The sequence below is a fragment of the uncultured Proteiniphilum sp. genome (assembly GCF_937873925.1).
Classification (GTDB): Bacteria; Bacteroidota; Bacteroidia; order Bacteroidales; family Dysgonomonadaceae; genus Proteiniphilum.
In genome coordinates this window covers 19,470-39,134 of the sequence record NZ_CALNAT010000226.1, presented here as the reverse complement: position 1 = coordinate 39,134, position 19,665 = coordinate 19,470, and the positions used below count along the sequence as shown (strand labels likewise).

The following is a 19,665-nucleotide window of genomic DNA, read 5'->3' as shown; positions in this document are numbered from 1 at the left end:
TTCACGAGCAAAATGAAAAATTTAATAAAGATAATAAGCGCTTTCTTCCTGATGGGGATGGTAAGTTGCGACTTTCTGGATGTGGTACCGGATGATACCGCCACGCTCGATCATGCTTTCTCGAACCGGTCGGTAACCGATAAGTTTTTGAGGACCTGCTATTCTCACCTGCCTGACCCTACCGATCCTTTTTATTATCCGGCTCATTTTACCAGCAAGGATGAGTTTATTTGTGAAAGGGATAGCCGGGCAAAACGATCAATCGCGGGACAAATTGCCGATGGGCTTCAAAACGCGAATAACCCATTGCAAAATTATTGGTCGGGGGTGAATGGTGGCAGCAATTTGTACACCGCCATACGCGATTGCAATATTTTCCTGAACAACATTCATATACCCCAAGATTTAGAAGATTGGGAAAGAACAAAATGGATAGCCGAGGTGAAATTCCTGAAAGCCTATTACCATTTTTTCCTGATGCAATTGTACGGGCCCATCGTGATAGCGGATGAAGAGGTGCCCTTGTCAACTTCTCCCGAGGATTTAATGGTATACCGCGAACCGGTGGACGAGTGTGTGGACTATATAGTGGGGCTTTTGGATGAGGCAATCCCCGATTTGCCTTTGGTACTTCCGGATCCGGCAACGGAAATGGGACGTATTTCACAAACCATCGCACTATCGGTAAAAGCAAAAGTGCTGGCGTGGGCGGCAAGCCCCTTGTTCAATGGGAATACCGATTACAAGGATTGGGTGGATAATCGTGGAAGACAGTTGATTTCCGATACATACGACGCTTCAAAATGGGAAAGGGCTGCCACGGCAATTAAAAATGCCATTGATACATGCCATCTGGCGGGGTTGCAGTTGTATGTATTCAACAAATACAGCGGTGGCCCTCAAACTTATAATATGAACGATACATTGGTGCAAATGATGACCATCCGAAAAGCCATTACCGAAGATATAGAGCGGAATACCGGGGTAATTTGGGCGACCCAGGAATCGTTTGCCGACGGAAAAGGAGGAGCCGCCTCATTAGGGTTTAATGTCCTTGGGAACATGACAAGAATGTTAATGCCCTTTATGTATACAACAGACCAGCCATTCTACTTCAACTATTTTGATGCATCGTGGCACATGGCAGAGTTGTTTTACACGAACAAAGGGGTACCGATGGACGAAGATAAAACCTTTAATTATGCCGGAAGATTCGGCGTGCGCCGCGCAACGCCGGGAGACAAACACGAATTTTATATTGCCACCGGTGAAACAACCTCAGAAATGCACTTTAACCGCGAGCCTCGTTTTTATGCGGATCTGGCTTTCGACCGGGGATATGTCGAAATTGCTACTTGCACAACGAATGGAGGGGCTTCATTCTCTCCATTCATGCAATGGAGATATGGTGAAATTTATACTAGCGGCATGTATTCTCCCAAAAAAATAATTGCCTTTGAAACATCGGGGAGTAAAGGGGCTACCGGCCAAAGCTATAGCCCGCATGACTACCGCTTCCCGTTGATTCGCTTGGCAGATTTATATCTGCTTTATAGCGAAGCACTCAATGAGATAAAGGCGCAACCTGATAACGAGGTGTATTACTGGATTGATAAAGTGAGGGAAAATGTCGGGCTAAACGGTGTTGTATCATCATGGCAGAATGCTTCTACCCATCCCGATAAACCGAATACCAAAACCGGCATGCGCGAAATCATTCAGCGGGAACGGTTAATAGAATTGGCTTTTGAAGGACAGCGCTTCTGGGACATTCGCCGGTGGAAAATAGCCGATAAGTATTGGTCGCTTCCTCCCACAAAATGGACGGTAACATCTAAAGTTCCGGAAGAATTTTATATACCCATGGTATACGATACGAAGCGTCAGGTTACTTTTAGAGACTACTTGTATCCGCTGAGGGAGTACGATTTACGGGTTAACAAAAACTTGGTACAAACCTACGGTTGGTAATGCTTCCAATAATATGTTTTGTAATACAAACAATAAACATTGAATTTATGAAAAAATATACTTTTATACTGGTAACTTTGGCGGTATGTGCTTTTTTCGCTTGCGATGACGATAACAGCAAAAGGCCGACAGGTGGATCATGGAATACCGGTCCTATCGAAGGATATACTGTAACGCCCATTAATGGTGGGGCTACCATTACGTACACCATCCCCAATGAGCCGGATATATTGTACGTAATGGCGGAATATGAACGGAACGGAAAGGTTTTTACCGAAAAATCTTCTGTACATAAAAATTCGCTGACCATAGAAGGATTCCACAGGGTGGACAAAGTAAAAGCTACACTTTATAAAGTGAATAAACAGGAGCAACGGTCGGAACCCGTTGAGGTGGAGTTCGAACCGTTGGAATCGCTGATCGACATCGCTCATAATTCATGGAGTATGGTCCCGGGATTCGGAGGAATCGTCGCCTTTTGGGACAATCCGAAAACTACCGAATTGGGAGTACGCCTGATGGTCAAAAATGAAGACAATATACTGGAAACTGAAGATATGTATTTTACAACTTTAAAAAGAGAAAGACATACTTTCAGAACCTATGAGGCTGTGGAAACCGACTTTGCCGTATCTTTCGAAGACAAATGGGGAAATATTTCGGATACGATAAGGTTTACCACCACACCGCTCTTCGAAATAATGGTGCCGAAACCGTATGCCGATTTTCGTGCGAATATTCCATGGGACAATACTACGGATCTGGATGCTAGTAGGGTTCTCCCGAAACTTTGGGATAATATTGTGAATACCAGTGCCCACGGATGGTTAACCAAATCCGGAAGTAGTGGCTTGTCCATTACCATCGATCTGAAACAAGTGGTTAAACTCAGCCGTATTGTGAGGCACCCTTATCACCTGAATTCTCTTTACGGGCAGGCAAACATTACAGATTTTGAAGCATGGGGAATTGATAAGATTGATTACGATAAACTTGCCGACAAACCATATTGGCTGGATTCATTAAGTGTCCGCTGGGGCGCCATTCACACTGTGGATCCTTTGACCGAACTTCCCGAGAGGACGTTTAAAGATGACTGGGTATATTTGGGCAGGAATACTGTTCCTGTTGGCCTCAGTTCTGCAGATGCAAATGCAATGGCTGTAAGTGGAGTGGAAAGTGAAGTGCCCCTTGATGCGAGACCGGTGCGATATGTCCGGATTTTTGTCCGTGGCATTACACTTATTACTCCACCTCCTACGAGTAATTATTTCTCCTGCTCAGAGTTAACTTTTTATGGCGATACTTCGGTCCCACAAGAATAAAAAAACAATACGTATATGAAAAAAATGAACAAACTGATTACGATAGTGGTGAGCCTACTGGCAATCCTCTTTGTGGGAATATCCTGCGACAGCATGAATGATATTCAATCGGAATTCGCGGACAGGGAAGAACAAGTCTATCTGGGAAAAGTGGATTCCCTTAAAGTGCAACCAGGATTTGGACGAGCCAAAATAACATGGTATATCAATTCCGACCCGAAGATTGAGCAGACAGTTATTTACTGGAATATGCGGCGCGATTCGATTGTAAGAGATTTTGTCCGTAGTACCACTTCCGACATACAGAAAGATTCCATTATTATCGAAAATTTAGGCGAAAGTTCAATAATGTATGAATTCCGCAATAAAAACAGTAAAGGAGAATCATCCCTGTATTCTTCGATTGCGGTAACGGCATGGGGGGAACAATTTGCCAGTAATTTATTGGCAAGAAAGCTGATATCGAAAGAGTTCGATTATGATCTGTCCCAATATAAGTTGACTTTATCTCCCGCAGCAGTGGGAGATAGCGTGGTATACTCCCAAATAGTTTATACGGACAAGAACGGTGAGGAAAAAATGGTAAAGATTGAAAGAAATACCAATATGGTTGTATTACCCAACTTCTCCGATGGCTCAGAATTCCAGTTTCGGAATGTCTTTTTCATCCCCAAAGGGTTAGATACGATTTATAGCAGTTATCAGACATACAATGCCCCTAAAGCAATTTTTGAAAAAGGAAAGAAATTAGCCCTTAGTGGAAATGTGGCCAGCAGATATTTTGACCGCGACGGAAAAGACCTGTATGAATGGAATGCTGCGGGCGATGTGATTGTATATGCTTTGAACGAGGACGGATCATTTTCCCAAACTGAAACGTATACCGCATTAGTACCCCGGAGTACATATCGGGAATTCTTCTTTTACGATGACGATAAATTTATAGGTGTAAATACAGGTAATCTGGTCTCTATGCACCGGATTGTGGATGGACAGCTTGTTTTCGTTAAAACGCCCACAGGAGCAGAAACTTTCGGATCCGGTTTTAATATGCCAAAATTCTTACCGGCAAAAGGTTTTTTCTATTCCGTTGCTGTAAATGGAGATTTGCGCGCATGGTTTGCCAATAACAATGCAACTTGGGGTACCACTAACGGAACTACGGTTTCGACCGGATTTTTGTATGAACCGGTTGTACCGTTTAATCTTCAATATCTTATAGGTGTTGATACAGACGGTTATCTATGGAGTATCCCGATTACAACGGCAGGAACCCTTGGAAGCAAGAATAAAATTGGTTCTGGTTGGAATAAGTTTGTAAAGTTAGTAAGTGTCGGCACTAAATTGTTAGCGTTAGACGCTAATGGTGATTTTTATGAGTTTGATTTTAATGCAACCGACAATTACTGGATTTTAGACTGAACGATTGGCACTTGAGTAGTAAGATTGACGTGAATCCGGGATAGCATCTAATTAAACTGCTGCTATCCCGGCCAACGTTAATTATCTAAATATATGTGCATTTCAAATGTAAGGAAAAATGAATATTTGTTTTATTATTGAATATCGGTTTTTCGTCTGGAAGGTTTTTCATCACTTTATTTTTTCTACATCAAATTAAAGCTATAAATCTTTGATTTTTAATCCATTAAGTAAAATATTGAGTATTCATAAAACTAATATTTCATGTCTCGAACTTACACTAACGTCGGCGTTTATGATAAGCGAGGTATTATATTGCAAGACGGAATTCCTCACAATACAGGGAATAAAGTACACCCGCGCACGTCAATAGGATATTCCCAAGATAGAAAAAAGTCTATCTGATTGTTATTGATGGACGACAGTCCAATTATTATGTAGGAGTTACAACCGGTCAGGAAGGAGCCATCTTGAGAGCATTGGGAGCATATAGTGCGGTAAACCTCGATGGAGGTGGTTCATCATGTGTGGTTGTCAACGGGGAAATAAAAAATAAACCTTCTTACAGCTTCGAGCGCGCTGTAGCTAATGGAATTATGGCAACGGTGAACAAAGAAAACGTATGAAATGAAACCAGTATTTAAGAAGCTATTTCCACTTATTTTTGTTCTTCTCTTTTATCGTGCCATACTTTTGGCACAATCTCCGGGACAAGACATAATTCCTCCGTTCAGGAAAGTGCCGGAGAGGGAAATTAAATATCCGCCAAAGGATAAGCGAATGATCTACCCCGACACGCTTATCTCCCTGGCAAAAAATAACATTGGCCGGTATACAACGGTGAATTCCCTCCAAAAAGCAATCCTGAAAAGAGCCGATTATTGGCTCGAATTCAATGACGAAGCGTTGTCGAAATTGATCACGGAGGCCTCTGTACCCCGCGCATTCGACCTCAGCGCGCTGGGATGCCCCGTTCACGGGGATTCGGTGTTTAAGGTGGGAGGAACTTATCCGTGGATCATTGATCCGAAACATCCTTTTCAGGTAAAATGTCCGATAGACGGTCAGGTATTCCCATCCAATGATTACGCGGCATATTATACAAGCGGATTTACCGATAAGAAAGGATGGGATACGGAATACGTGGACGATGGCTGGGGATGGGTCTCGCCGCAGGGGGAACGGTATTGGTTTGTGGCACATGCCAATCAATGGATATGGTGCAACCATATCAGCCCGGGTCTGTTGACACTGGGACAGGCTTATCTCCTGACCGGAAACCGACAGTATGCATCAAAAGCCATTGACATGCTTTACCGTATCGCCTCGGTTTATCCGTCGATGGATCACGAGAACCAATCGCGCTATGGTTTGATAATGAAGCAGCGGAATGTACGTTACTCCGGCAAAATATTGAACCGGATATGGGAAACCCGGATGATTAAAAATTTTGCGGATACTTATGATATGGTATGGGAGCAGATCGACCGGGAAGTCGAGCTCCAGGAACGCACAGGAAAAACGGGAAAAGAGCTCCGTGCATTTATTGAAGCCAATCTTCTGGAGGAAGGCCTGGATGCGATTCAACAGGAAAAGATATTGGGAAACTTCGGGATGCACCAGAATGCCCTTGTCTCGTTGCATTTATCCCGGCAATATGCAGGCCGGGACAAGGCGATGGACCGGATGCTCAATGAGCCCTCCTCCCGTGTGGCGACAAACGGATTACGATTTGCCCTGTACAACCAGATCGGGAGAGATGGGATCCCTTACGAATCGCCCGGCTATAACAATATCTGGGTCGTTAGCCTGACCGATATCGCGGAAACGTTGCTTAAAGGGAAGATAGACCTCTTTTCGGAATACCGGTTTAAAAAAATGCTGGATGCACCTTTGGACATGGTTGCGATCGGCTCATACACCCCTGATTGCGGGGATGGAGGTTCTGTTTTAGGTGGTATCACGGGAAAGAATCCCGATACTTACCATATAGCCTATAGCTACTACAAAGATAATCGTTACCTGAATTGGGTTAATTTGCCGGGAGAAAAAATTTTTACTTCATTCGGGGCTTTGTTCCGGGAACCTCTCCCCTACATGACGGATATGAAAGGCAGCAGGACGGTCCCGGTCCAATCTTCGCGCCTTTTTGCCGGATATGGCCTGGGAATATTAAATAATCGACAAGATAAAACAGCGGCTTCTTTCACTTACGGGATGCATTATTCTCACTTTCACTGGGATTTCCTGAATATTGAGATCTTTGCCAACGGACAAAAGATGATGCCCGATTTAGGGTATCCGGATGCAATGAATAATTATGTACAGGGAATCTATACCTGGTCACAGAATACAATTTCCCACAATACCGTAGTAGTGGATGAAAAGCGACAGGAAAGAAACCTTCCGGGAATATTACATGATTTTACGGATGGTGCTTTTGCCCGGGTGATGGATGCCTCTTCCCCCGCTTATTCAAATGCCCGTACATACCGGCGGAATATAGTGATGGTGGATACGGATGATGCCCAAAGCTATTTTGTTGATTTTTTTCATATAGAGGGAGGCAGCCGGCACGATTATTCGCTGCATGGACCTCCCGGCAAAGTTTATTCGCCGGGAAGCGTCTGGAGTGATCCATTACCCGGTACTTTCGCAGGAACGGGGGTGGAGCCCGGAACGATATATGACGACGAGAATCTTCAAAAACAGGGGTATCAGACCGGTTACGCCGGATACCGGGGATCAGGGTTCCAGCATCTGTTTAATGTGCAACAGCTTGAAAGCGGGAACGGTATGTTGGAATACCGTCATCTGCGCAATGAAGAAGCACGCCTGCGCATACAATTGCTCTCCGAAGGGAATCAGGAGGTTTCTATGGCTGATGCCTATAATAAACCCAGGGCAAGGGAACATCTCCTAAAATACCTGATCGCGACCCGGAAATCAGAAAATGGAATTCCCCTGCACAGCACATTTGTAAGTGTGTTGGAACCCTATAAAGGAGATGTTCCTTTAATCCGGCAGGCACGGCTAACCAAACCCGACCAAGGGAGCGGACAGGTGGTCGTAATTGATCGCGATAGTGTGAAGGATGTGATCATCTATGATCCTGCACAATCAGCAAAGGTCTTATCCGGTTTTGACGTACAAACGGATGCCGTAAGCGTAGCGGCTACTTTTAAACAAGGTGAATTAGTACGCGTTTTTTATAGTAACGGATCTTATTTCTATTCCGGGAAAAAAAAGTTTGTCTCTAAAGAAATTCGTGGTATAGTGCATAAGATCGATGCTTCAAACCAGACATTTCAGGTAAAACTGGAAAATACGGAGCAATATTCTTTCGAGACATTGGCAGGACGTGTCGCTTTCTTTATCAATCCGTACAGAACCACGGTCCATCCTCTGCAAAAAGTGAAGGAAAACAAGGGAGTGCTGGAAATAACAACCCGGGACGATCTTCTGGTGGGACGCCTGCGTGTTGATAATCTTGAAAAAAACAGACTGGGAACAAAGACAACCTTCACATTTTCCCAATCCTATACGGGAACAATGCTTCTTGACAAGAATTTGAAACAGATCGGATTCCTTTCGGCGCTGGAGAAAGGAGGAGTATTAGTATTGGAAGAAGGTTCTTCATCCTCTTCTTTGAAGGAGGGAGATGAAGCATGGCTATCCAATATCGGAGTGGGAGATCAATTTTTGATCAAATCTTCTTTTTCATGGGAAAAATAAAATTATTTATATAAAATATTTAAGTATGCTTGCATCTATTAGCGGAACAATAAAGAAAAGGTTATATTGCCAAAAGATAATTATATTATCGATCATTCAAATTGTACTGGTTAGTATTCTTTTTCCGGGATGTAACGGAATCCTGAATAAAACTACCCCGGGACCTCAATTCCATGTTCGTGCCCTATGGGTGGATCCTCCGGGATTCAAGGATCGGGAAACCGTGGATAACCTGATTGAAAAATGTCAACTGGCGGGTATCAATACCCTTTTGCCCGACATTATGTTACGGGATGAAGTCTGGTTCAAATCAAAAAACTTTATAGGTAAAGTACATGCAGACGAAGAGTATGACCCGCTCGCCTATCTGATAGAAAAAGCGCATGAGGCCGGAATAAAGGTTCAACCCTGGAGTTGTACCTATTATTCGATTCCAAAACATCCCGACTGGATAAGTAAACCATTTGTTGACAACAATTATGATCACGTGTACTTATCGGCGGCACATCCGGATGTAAATCCCTACCTGTTGTCGGTATTGGAAGAATTGCTGGAATATGATATCGACGGCATCCATCTCGATTATTCCCGTTACTGGAATGCCGCCTTTGATTATTCGGAAGCGGCGCGGAACCGCTTTAAAGCCTCTTATAATTTTGACCCCCAGGATTTTTTCGATCACCCAGAGCGGATTGTTCCGCCTGCCGAAGATCGATACCCGGTCAGGATGTTATGCCCTGATGCAAGCACTCCATACGTGGCAACATTAGGTACGATTGAAAGAAACCTGAACCGGACTGGAGTAGGCTATGCCTATATTTCGGAAAAACCGGCCAATATCGATGCATTGAGAGTGCCGGGATTGTTGATCATCTCCTATTACAATCATATACCGGATGAAATGTCCAAAGCACTGGACAGGTATGTGAAACGGGGCGGCGATATCATCTGGATCTCCCCGGATAACAGTTTATTTGAAAAAAATCTGTTGGGTGCATTGACCGGAGTAAAAGGAGCCCGGGGTTTCAAAACCGAACGGATCAGACTGCAGGTTTCGGATGACCTGTTCGGAAAATCGATCGATACCCTGCGGGTTAAAATAGGTGGCAGTTCTCTGGTCACGGAAAAAGCGGATATTATTGCCCGTCTGGATACGGATGAACCTGTGGTTACGATTAACCAAAAAGAAAAAGGGAAAGTGGTTGTAATTGGCTTCCAGCTCATGCACAGCGATTCACCGCAGGTAATGGAGTACTTTAAGGATGTGATTACCGGATTGCGGACACAGGCCGGCGTGACCGGCCCCGACCCGATGGGCGAGAAGCGCAAGCAATGGATCGAGTGGAGGGCAAGCTATCTTAAAGAGCTGTTCCGTGAAGTAAGTAAGATGGTGAAGAAGAAGGATCCGAATTTGCCGGTCACATCCGCCTCGGGCGTCGGGCCCCAGCAATACCACGGCATCTACCGCGACAGCCGGGAACTCCTGTCCGAAAATATAGTCGATTATATTTTTCCTATGAATTATACCGATAAATTGGACGATCTGAAGGACATCCTTGATGAACAGGTACTTTATACACCTGAAGGGATGTCGGAAAGAATATATCCGGGACTAAAATTGTACACCAGAAAAAATAACACCACTGTTCCCATGGATGCAGAGATAGTGGGCCAACAACTTGAAATGGTAAAACAATACGGTTACCGGGGATTTTGCCTGTTTGCCTATTCCTATTTCTCGGATGAAATGGTAGAAGTGATCGAACGATACAGCCATTGATCACGACTATGATTACACCCTACAAAATAATCAAAAGCAACAAACGTTTAAATAACGATAACAGATCAGAATAACAATATTTTATTAAAAAATAACCAATATGAAAAGTAATGAAATCAGTCGCCGTCATTTTATAGGTACGGCTGCAGCCGCAACCGCAGGAGTAGCAATTTCGGGTTTTACACCCGTTTTCGGAAATTCGCGGGATACACAAGATAAACTTGCAATTCTCGGTGGGACACCGGTTCGAGGCAATAAGAAATGGCAAAAATGGCCGCAATGGGATGCTGAAAAATTCAACCCTAAAATGAACGAAGTGATGGGTAATCTGGTCTGGTCACGCAGCCAGAAAGTGAGTGAATTTGAAAAAAAATGGGCGGAAATGCACGGTTCGAAACATTGCCTCACCACGGTGAACGGTACTAACGCTTTAAGTGCCGCCTGGATGCAATCCAACATTGGTCCCGGTGACGAGGTAATCTGCTCCCCTTACACCTTCAGCGCCTCAATTTTCGGTATCCTTTATAAAGGCGCCATGCCGGTTTTCGCGGATATTGACCCGACAACCTTTCAAATAGATCCCAAACAGATCAGGAAAAAAATCACTCCGCGAACCAAGGGTATTCTGCCGGTTCACATCTGCGGATATCCGTCTGATATGCCGGAAATCATGAAAATAGCCAAAGAACATAATTTGTTCGTCGTGGAAGACGCTTGTCAGGCCCACCTCGCAGAAATTGGGGGAAAGAAAGTCGGAACTTTCGGCAATGCCGGTTGCTTCAGCTTCCAGGCATCGAAAAACCTACCCATTGGCGAAGGAGGCGGAATTCTGACTGATGACACCGGATATTACGACCGACTTTATTCGTACCATAATTTTGGTTATGCATCAGGATCCGTGTCCGGACAGATCAGTTCCATCTCGGCTCTCATCCTGGCGAATAAGATTCGTATGGCCGAGTACCAGGCTGTCATAGGATTGTGCCAGATGGAAAAATTGGAAGAGCAACACAAAATAAGGAACGAAAACGGGGCATACCTGAACGAAAGACTTGCGGCATATCCCGGCGTCTCCCCCGTCAAATTACACAAAGGAGCTACTGCTGCTTCTTACTACATTTATGCAATGGTTTACAATGAAGACAAGATGGGCGGGCTCCCACGCAAACGGTTCATTGAGGCGCTCAATGCAGAAGGAGTTCCGGTGGCGACCGGTTATCCGAATGATCCGCTTTACGGTCAACCCATGCTTAAGGAAGTATTCGCATCTGACATTTATAAAAAATGCTACTCCGCGAGCGAACTGAATTTTGAAGAATACAAACAGAAGAATCACTGTCCGTCCTTGATTAAGACTTATAACTCTGCTCTTTGGATTTGGAATGGCGGACTCATGCTCGGATCAAAATCCGACATGGACGACATCATCAACGCGGTGGATAAAATCCACAATAACGTTGCGAAGCTCAAATAAATAGAGACGCTGTAATATTATGAAGACAATAAATTATTTGATAATCGCCTCCTTGTTTTTTGTGTTGGCCGCCTGTTCCGGGCCAGTAAAACAATCGTCTGCCGGGTTGGAATGGAAATATGACGACGGTTGGGTTTTACAAAAAAAGCTTTCCGGCGATACGTTTGAAAAGTTTTTCGCTATCGGAACCTGGCATGTGCCCGGGTATATCTTTACCGATTCCGTGGAATCGGATGAACAGCAATATCAACAGAACACATCGCTTTTCAGGGAACGAACCGCTCCGATTAATATGGTTTTCATGACGCCCGGACTTCAAAAAGATTATATGTCGGAAAAAATACATATACTGAACCCTTTTTCTCCTATGCTTTATAAATACCTGGATCAGGTTCCCGGTTTACCGGACGGAAAGGATAAAGATTATCACAGGAGCCAGTATATGAAAAAAATAGTAGACAGCCCTGAATTCGAGGAATATTTAGATGCGGAGATTCAAAAGATACTGGAAACGCTTCCCAATGATCAATATATCTACTCACATATCGATGAGATCGCATTGGGAGGGGTAAGTAAATGGGCTGTCCCGCCTTCCATGGGAGCGAAAATCAATGAAAGGGTGAAGCATTATGACCCGAATGCGCTTGTTTTTGTCGATTTATTAGGCCACTGTAAAGGGAGTACCTATTTATTTGAGGAGAAGTATCTACACACCCATGACAGCCTCCCCAAAGATCCCCCTTACGAACTGGTCGATCCGGGAGCACTCGGGTGTGAAATCCCTCTATTGGGGTTTTACCAGGCCCATAACGGCCTTCCTGTTTATCAATTCAATGAAGGAAAATATTCCTATACAGAATATGATTTTGATACTTTGAAGTCCGTTTGGTATGAGAATACAAGGTTGATCGCGTCAGGATATAAAGGAAGCGGGGATGTTTTCGGAATAAATGCTTTTCGTGATTATTTCGCCTATCCCGTGTTGTCGGGCATAACGGTAGATGCGCTGAGGGAAGGATTAGGCCCCGATACCCCCATCTGGATCTATTTTGACGGGAACGGGTATGCCAAACCCGCCAATATGGCTCCCGAAGAATATATTCAAATAGTAAAATGCCAAATCTATACTTCAGTAATCCATGGGGCAACAGGTATCCTGTTTTGGAACGACTGGAGCAAAACACCGGAAGTATTCGATGCTTTATTACCAATGTTAGGCGAATTGAATGACAATTTGCCTATTGTTAAAATGAATACGATTGATAAGAAGGTAGATAATAATTTACATATCATGATCAAAAAAGATGAGAAGAAAAAGTATATTATAGCATCCAACACAAGTAAAACGGATAATTTGCCGCTCAATATACCCGGTATTCAAAAGGAGACGTTGTCTCCCCTCGAAGTGTACATTTCAGAGATGTAAAAGCTATGAAGAGATCATTTATCGTTTTTTTCTGTTTTGTCCTTATGGGAGCAGGAGTGTCCCGTGCACAAGAAATATTTACCGCGGAAGGATCATCGCTGGAGATTGCCGCCGAACCCGATATAAAAGTGAAATGGAAAGGGGAAATACTGCTGTGCAACGACTCCCTCTCCTGGGCGGCAGGCCACACCGTGGGTGATCACGCCGAAACTTTTATGATCACACGTGAAAACGACTGGCAAACCATCAATGTATGGAACAGTAATACAGTAGCCCCCTACCGCCGGGAAATAGGGTTATCCCCCGATAGAAAAAAGATAGAATTGACTTTTCAGGTACATCAGGATGCTTTGATGGAGGAGTATCCTTCCCCGCGTATCACCTATAAAATCCTGGTGCCTGCCTCCACGTTAAATAATTCAACATGGGATGCTTTGACGGGACGTTCGTTTAATGCCCAATGGAGCAACGGCCGTTTTGATTCCTCCATGCCCGATGGAGATATCACGACCGGAACCCGGTGGATCACCTTCAACACCCCGAAAGGGTCTATTACTTTCGATTTCAACCCACATGGAGTCAGCACCTACTATGTGGCGAGTATCAATACGATGGTAGCACAATGGACGGTAGCCAAAAAAGGGGATATGATAGAGCTCTCCTTTTCGACATCCGCCACGCATTATGGAGGTGATTTTACCAGTAAACTCACCCTTTTCGAGGGAGATAAAAATGATTATGCAAACCATCATGCCGCCACCTATTATCACTACTTCTCCGAACTCAAGAAAGAAAAATTATTCTCTTTCAACGACAAGGCCGGAGAAGATTTCACCCATGCGGGAACAGACCGGTATGATCCGGCGGCAGGCTACGGGTGGCAGCGTACCGAAGGACTCTCTATCGAGGGAGACAAGCACCCCGGGGCATTGTATGCCTCCTGCTCTTCTACAAGCCCCAACACCTTCATTACAGATGGATTACGCCCGGGATTATACCTTATTACAGTAAAATCAAGTGCATTGCATAAGGAAGAAGGTCCTTTTTCCGTCACATTCGACGGAGAACAAATTTACCATGACATTACAATTAACAAAGGTAAAATGGCCGAGGTCACCCTGGTGCGATGGATAGAAGATGGTAACGCCGCTATCAGCTTTGAAGGGGATTGGGCAGTGAGTGTCATCGGGTTTCAATTGTTCATGCACCGTGAAGAAGATTATCAATTCAGGCGGGGAAACTGGTTGAAGAAAGACGGTTTCTGCCCGGGTATCCTCTTCGCAAACTATTATGACACTCCTCCGGTTTATGGGAAAGCACTCACTTTTTCACCACTCGCAGGTGAAATAAAGGAAACGGCAGAGATCCCTGAATTCCCGGAACTGGGAACAGCGTTGCCCGACCAACAGGCGGACGAACTGGCCTGGCGGTTCAATAGCCCGTTGGGAACCATGGGACCCGACAACTGGGGCACCTTCAATGAATTCAATACACCCGAAAAAATTGAAAAAAGACTGGAACAGATCAAAAACAGTGGAGTAAACGCGGTGATATTGAATGGTTTTCTTTCAAGGCATACCTATGCCACGCATTTGGAACGGGTGGAAGAGAATATCAGGCAAACCGTGGAAATAGCCCATCAAAAGGGAATGAAGATCATCGATCACCAGGACCTGACAATATTGTGGAATGCCGATATGGGATTCCGGTTCCTGGCTGCAAACCCCGGTTATTTACAGCATAACCATACCAATGGATTGCCTACATGGGGATTATGTCCCGTAAACCCTGGTTTTAAATACGGATATTTCTTCCCTTATATTTCCGAGCATATAAAAAACACCAATATTGATGGTTTCATGCTGGATGAAACGGTCTTTCATTATGCGAATTTTTGTAATTGTTCCCATTGCAGGAAATCATTTACCGATATTACCGGATTGGTATTGCCGGATGATGAAACCAACCCGCTATTACATAATAAATCATCAAAATTATGGAAAACCTGGATTGAATGGCGCAAGCATGCCATGGCTCAATGGAGAATCGATCTAAGCAATCTAACCCACCAGATCAATCCCTATTTTTCAAACCTGGAATACTACTCGGAAGGGGGATTTCTGGCCAATGCCGCTTCATACGGGCAGGGAGGAGACCTTCCTTTGAGCGCCAGGTCAAAAGACTTTTTAGGCACCGAAATCATGAGCCGCGACGTATGGGACGATTATCGCTATAATTTCACCAGCAGAAATATGTATAACAGCCTCAGGGAAACATACGGATCTCCTATCTTCGGGTTGGTCTATCCTGACGGAGTATTCAACTATGCCCTTATAGGATGGGCGATGAACAACATGTTCGGACAAGTAACCTGGTCTTTGGTTGATTTTGCAGAGAAGGAAAAGATGAATCCCTATACAGGCTGGAAAGAAAATATGGATAAGATAACATCTGTCCCCTATACCGATATTGCAGTGGTGTTTTCACGATCGACGAGGGATTGGTCTATGAAGAACACTGGGAACTATCCCAAAGAAATAATGGGAACCGGCCAGTTCCTGGCTTCAAAGCATATACCCCATACCTTTATCCTGGATGATGCAATCCCTGATCAGGATATCTCGAGATTCAGGGTACTGTTGGCACCGGGAATGGATTGTATTTCGGATGAACAGGAACGTACATTAAAACAATTTATCTTTGACGGTGGCACCTTACTCCTTACAGGAGACGCGGGAATGTTTACGCCGTATGGTGAAGTCAGAGATAAAAGGGCATTCGGCGATATCTTAACCGAAAGCCGGTTAGCTGAAGCCGCAGAAACAGGGTGGGTAGAACTGAAATACGGTAAAGGGAAGATAATATATACCCGGAATAAAAGCATGATAAACGAATTTTGCCCGTCGATCAGGGAAACCGGAATGATATACCGCTTTACCCCCGATCCGAAAATAACCGCATTCAACGAAAAAATATTAGAGAATGCGATCGGACCGATGATGTTCAAATCATTATCTATTCCTTCCAAAGTGCTTGTAACGGCTTATAAAGACACGGAGAAAAAAAGGAATAGTATAATGATTCATTTACTGAATGCTACAGGAGTGAAAGTAAAACACGGGGATACGCTTCCCCTGCCCGATCCTGCCTGGGAACCAATCAATGAGGATATAAGTTTTGAGATTACCTTACCCTCTTTCAAAAAAGCCTATTATGCTTCGCCCGACGCGGAAGGACATAAAAAGGTCGACATTCAAAAAACAGGAAAAAACCGTTATAAAGTGAGAGTGCCCAGAGGTACAGTGGATAAATACGGCATTGTATATCTTCTTCAGGAATGATATTTAATAGAAAAATCGCATGAAAACAAACAGACGACATTTTTTAAAACAGATAACGGCCGGAAGTATGGGCTTAGGCTTTATCCCCGGTCTTCGTGCTGAAAAATCCATTTCAGAAACACATGAAATCTTATCTAACGGAACAGAAAAAAGACAGTATTTCAACATGTGTGGCTATCGGGCTCCCAAGTTGGATATCGTTCGTGTAGGATTTATCGGGATAGGAAATCGCGGTTATTCGAATCTGAACCAGATGACCTTCCTGGAAGGCGTGCAAATAAAGGCGATTTGCGATATTGTACCATTCCGTATTGAAAATGTCCAACAGTTACTCAGAAAACGGGAATTACCGGAAGCACAGGTCTATACCGGAAGTGAAGATGCATGGAAAAGAGTATGCGAAGATCATGATATAGATTTGATCAGTATTGCTGTCCCAAGAGGGCCGCTCCATGCACAAATATCTGTGTATGCTATGGAATGTGGCAAGCATGTAGCTGTTGAAGTACCTGCCATAGCCACCGTTGACGAAGCGTGGAAAATGGTGGAGACATCGGAGAAGACAAAGAAGCATTGTTACATGATGGAAAACTGTTGCTATGATTTCTTCGAATTACTGACGCTGAATATGACCCGACAGGGCTTTTTCGGGAATATTGTCCATGCCGATGCCGCGTATATTCATCATCAGTCAATCTATGAAAAGACAAAAGATAATAACATGTGGCGTTTGGAAGAAAGTCAGCGCCATAACGGGAACCTGTACCCTACACACGGGTTAGGTCCTGTTTGTCAGGTCATGGATATAAACAGAGGGGATAAACTGGACTATATGACTTCAATGTCTTCAAATGACTTCATATTGGGAAAGAAAGTGTCGGAACTGGCAAAAGATGATCTATTTTATAAAAAGTATGATACCAACTCTTACAGAGGGAATATAAATACGTCGATAATCAGAACGGAGAAAGGGCGTACCATCATGCTCCAGCATGATATAACCAGTCCCCGGGTGTATTCCCGCATTCACATGATCAGCGGCACGAAAGGCGCCGCCCAGAAATATCCTTTACCCGCCAGGATTTCTTTGGGTAGTCAATGGCTCGACGACGAAGAGATGAAGAAAATCAACGACCGGTATATGCCCGAGATAGTAAAACGGATAGGTGATATGGCCCAAAAAGTGGGAGGACACGGGGGAATGGATTTTTTAATGACATGGCGGCTCATTGATTGCTTGAGAAATGGGCTCCCGATGGATATCGACGTCTATGACGCCGCTGCATGGAGCGTGATTATTCCGTTAAGTGAAAAGTCCGTATCGAACCGTTCAAAACCCGTGGATATTCCTGATTTTACGCATGGTGCCTGGAAAACAAACAAACCTGTGGACCTCTCCTTATCGGAAGGCGATACCACAACGGTAAGATTATAGATTCACACTGATCTTTTTTTAGTCCCATTTCGATTTCGCAATTACACAAATTCTCCACTTCGTCAGTCATTATTCGCGGGGCTCGTCTATCCGTCCAATAAACAGTATCACTCCGGTACTTTTTTCTCTGATCAGGAACAGAAAAGGGCGGTCGGCAAAAAAACGTACAGGCTCAATAGGATCTCCTCTTTTCTGGGTGCCAAATGCAACGATTGCTGTGACTGTGACAGCCGCTGCTTCAGTACCTTCTTCATTTACTTCCACAAATGTTTTTTGTCTGATTTCGGATACAGCCAAAGATTCATCTGAAATATTCGCAAAATCACCGTTAAAGATTCGATTCATTCCTAAATTCTTTACCGGTTGATTGAGTGGAAGTTTACATTCAATTTTGAACCGTGGCAGTTTCAACCATACTCTTTGTTGCCGCATACTGTTCACTATATTTTGCCAATCAGCATCTGGCAAATACTCAATTAATTGGTTGATTTTCATATTTCCGGACGGAAGAATGGCTACCATGCTGAATGCTTGATTTCCGTAAGGTAGTTCAATGCATTGCAAGTATTGGTCAGCGTAATAAGGCAGGGTAGAGGTCTGTTCCATCATCTGCACCTTTATCTTTTGATTGCCGGTTTTATTAAAATCGTCCAATTTTGTTTTCTCCTTATCGAACTTTTTCTCCATCTGCCATTTGCTTTTAAAATAGAGGGCATTTATTAGATACAGCATCATATTGTCAGGTATCGGACCGGCAACGATATGATTGATTCTGTTCTTCGTTTTATCGGCACACCATTTGTTGATAACGTCGGCAGCATTGGGATTATTGAAGTCGAGTACCTGCACTTCCGTGTCAAAGTATTTTTTGCCGGTTTCGATAAAAGTATTTTTTACGGGAAAATTGTGGCGGTACCAAATAGAATTTGCGATAGTAATATCCGTAATCGGGTCTATCTCTAACAAAACCTGCGAAATTTTTTGGTAATACTCGTTGATTTCACTTTCGGAAAAATCTGCTATCCCGAGCACTTTGACCATCTCGGTGCGGGTTTTGTCTGAAGTGCCGTTGTAGAGCATTCCCAGAGCCATATTGAGGCTGAAAGGTGAAAAAAAAGTATTGTCGCCTTCCTGTTTTGAAACCTCCCTAAACATTTTGAATGCAACACTATTGTCGGTTTCTGCTTTTTTGCGCTGGTTTATTGTCAAATTGACAGGTTTTGCAGGCTCGATACCTACCGGCGCTTCGAGCTCCGCCATCGCAACGTTGATTATCTGTCGCATGCCCACGACGGTTTCTTGAACAGCATAACCGATAAAACGGAATTGCAGAATTGCATTTTCATCAGGAACATTCAATGAAAATGCTCCGTTCATATCTGTTACAATGCCTTTGTTCGTTCCCTTTATAATAACCGCCACACCCGGTATCGGACTGCCCGATTCGTCGCTCACAGTACCTGAAACCCGCACAACGTCTGCTTCCTGTGCTTGCAAGCCGGAAACATAACCTGATGCCAGCAATAAATAACTGACAACCAGCATTGTGAATAATTTTCTATTGTTTATCATGCTGTTATAGTTTGAAATTATTATACGCAAAAAGAATTGATATGCACAATTCATTCACACTGGCGATATATATATATGTAAATTACATAGCATGATTGCTAACGAGGCACGTTGTAGGCTGACTTTTTTGTCGATCGAGATAATAACTTTCGATTTTCAGAATTCCCGGCTACCCTGTTATTTC

Annotated in this window: 11 protein-coding genes; 10 read left to right on the top strand and 1 reads right to left on the bottom strand. The window is 43.9% G+C overall.

What is annotated here, in order from left to right; genetic code table 11:
- Positions 1–12 precede the first annotated feature (12 nt).
- The 10 genes from Q0502_RS15430 (at position 13) to Q0502_RS15385 (ending at position 17,909) form a co-directional block, all read left to right on the top strand.
- Positions 13–1,971: a RagB/SusD family nutrient uptake outer membrane protein gene (locus Q0502_RS15430; RefSeq protein ID WP_298652625.1), complete on the top strand. Its 1,959-nt coding sequence runs from the start codon at positions 13–15 to the stop codon at positions 1,969–1,971.
- Positions 1,972–2,018: 47 nt separating this feature from the next.
- Positions 2,019–3,296, top strand: coding sequence for a DUF4959 domain-containing protein (locus Q0502_RS15425; protein WP_298652623.1), 1,278 nt, complete (start codon positions 2,019–2,021; stop codon positions 3,294–3,296).
- Between the two features lie 15 nt (positions 3,297–3,311).
- A complete protein-coding gene (locus tag Q0502_RS15420) occupies positions 3,312–4,718 on the top strand; it encodes a DUF4998 domain-containing protein (protein WP_298652621.1) in 1,407 nt (468 codons plus the stop codon).
- A gap of 401 nt (positions 4,719–5,119) precedes the next feature.
- Entirely contained in the window at positions 5,120–5,344 is a 225-nt protein-coding gene (locus tag Q0502_RS15415; RefSeq protein WP_366521811.1) for a phosphodiester glycosidase family protein, read from the top strand.
- A gap of 1 nt (position 5,345) precedes the next feature.
- A complete protein-coding gene (locus Q0502_RS15410; protein ID WP_298652619.1) occupies positions 5,346–8,453 on the top strand; it encodes a heparinase II/III family protein in 3,108 nt (1,035 codons plus the stop codon).
- Positions 8,454–8,478: 25 nt separating this feature from the next.
- The gene (locus tag Q0502_RS15405; RefSeq protein WP_298652617.1) at positions 8,479–10,233 is read left to right on the top strand and encodes a family 10 glycosylhydrolase; all 1,755 of its coding nucleotides are present in this window, start codon (positions 8,479–8,481) and stop codon (positions 10,231–10,233) included.
- Positions 10,234–10,333: 100 nt separating this feature from the next.
- The gene (locus Q0502_RS15400) at positions 10,334–11,707 is read left to right on the top strand and encodes a DegT/DnrJ/EryC1/StrS family aminotransferase (RefSeq protein WP_298652615.1); all 1,374 of its coding nucleotides are present in this window, start codon (positions 10,334–10,336) and stop codon (positions 11,705–11,707) included.
- A 19-nt stretch (positions 11,708–11,726) separates the two neighbouring features.
- A complete protein-coding gene (locus Q0502_RS15395; RefSeq protein WP_298652613.1) occupies positions 11,727–13,133 on the top strand; it encodes a hypothetical protein in 1,407 nt (468 codons plus the stop codon).
- A 5-nt stretch (positions 13,134–13,138) separates the two neighbouring features.
- Complete coding sequence (locus tag Q0502_RS15390) at positions 13,139–16,474, top strand: hypothetical protein (protein WP_298652611.1); 3,336 nt, start codon at positions 13,139–13,141, stop codon at positions 16,472–16,474.
- 19 nt (positions 16,475–16,493) lie between these two features.
- Entirely contained in the window at positions 16,494–17,909 is a 1,416-nt protein-coding gene (locus tag Q0502_RS15385; RefSeq protein WP_298652609.1) for a Gfo/Idh/MocA family oxidoreductase, read from the top strand.
- A gap of 69 nt (positions 17,910–17,978) precedes the next feature.
- Here the strand turns inward: Q0502_RS15385 and Q0502_RS15380 are convergent, their stop codons facing one another.
- A complete protein-coding gene (locus Q0502_RS15380) occupies positions 17,979–19,454 on the bottom strand; it encodes a serpin family protein (protein ID WP_298652607.1) in 1,476 nt (491 codons plus the stop codon).
- Positions 19,455–19,665 lie beyond the last annotated feature (211 nt).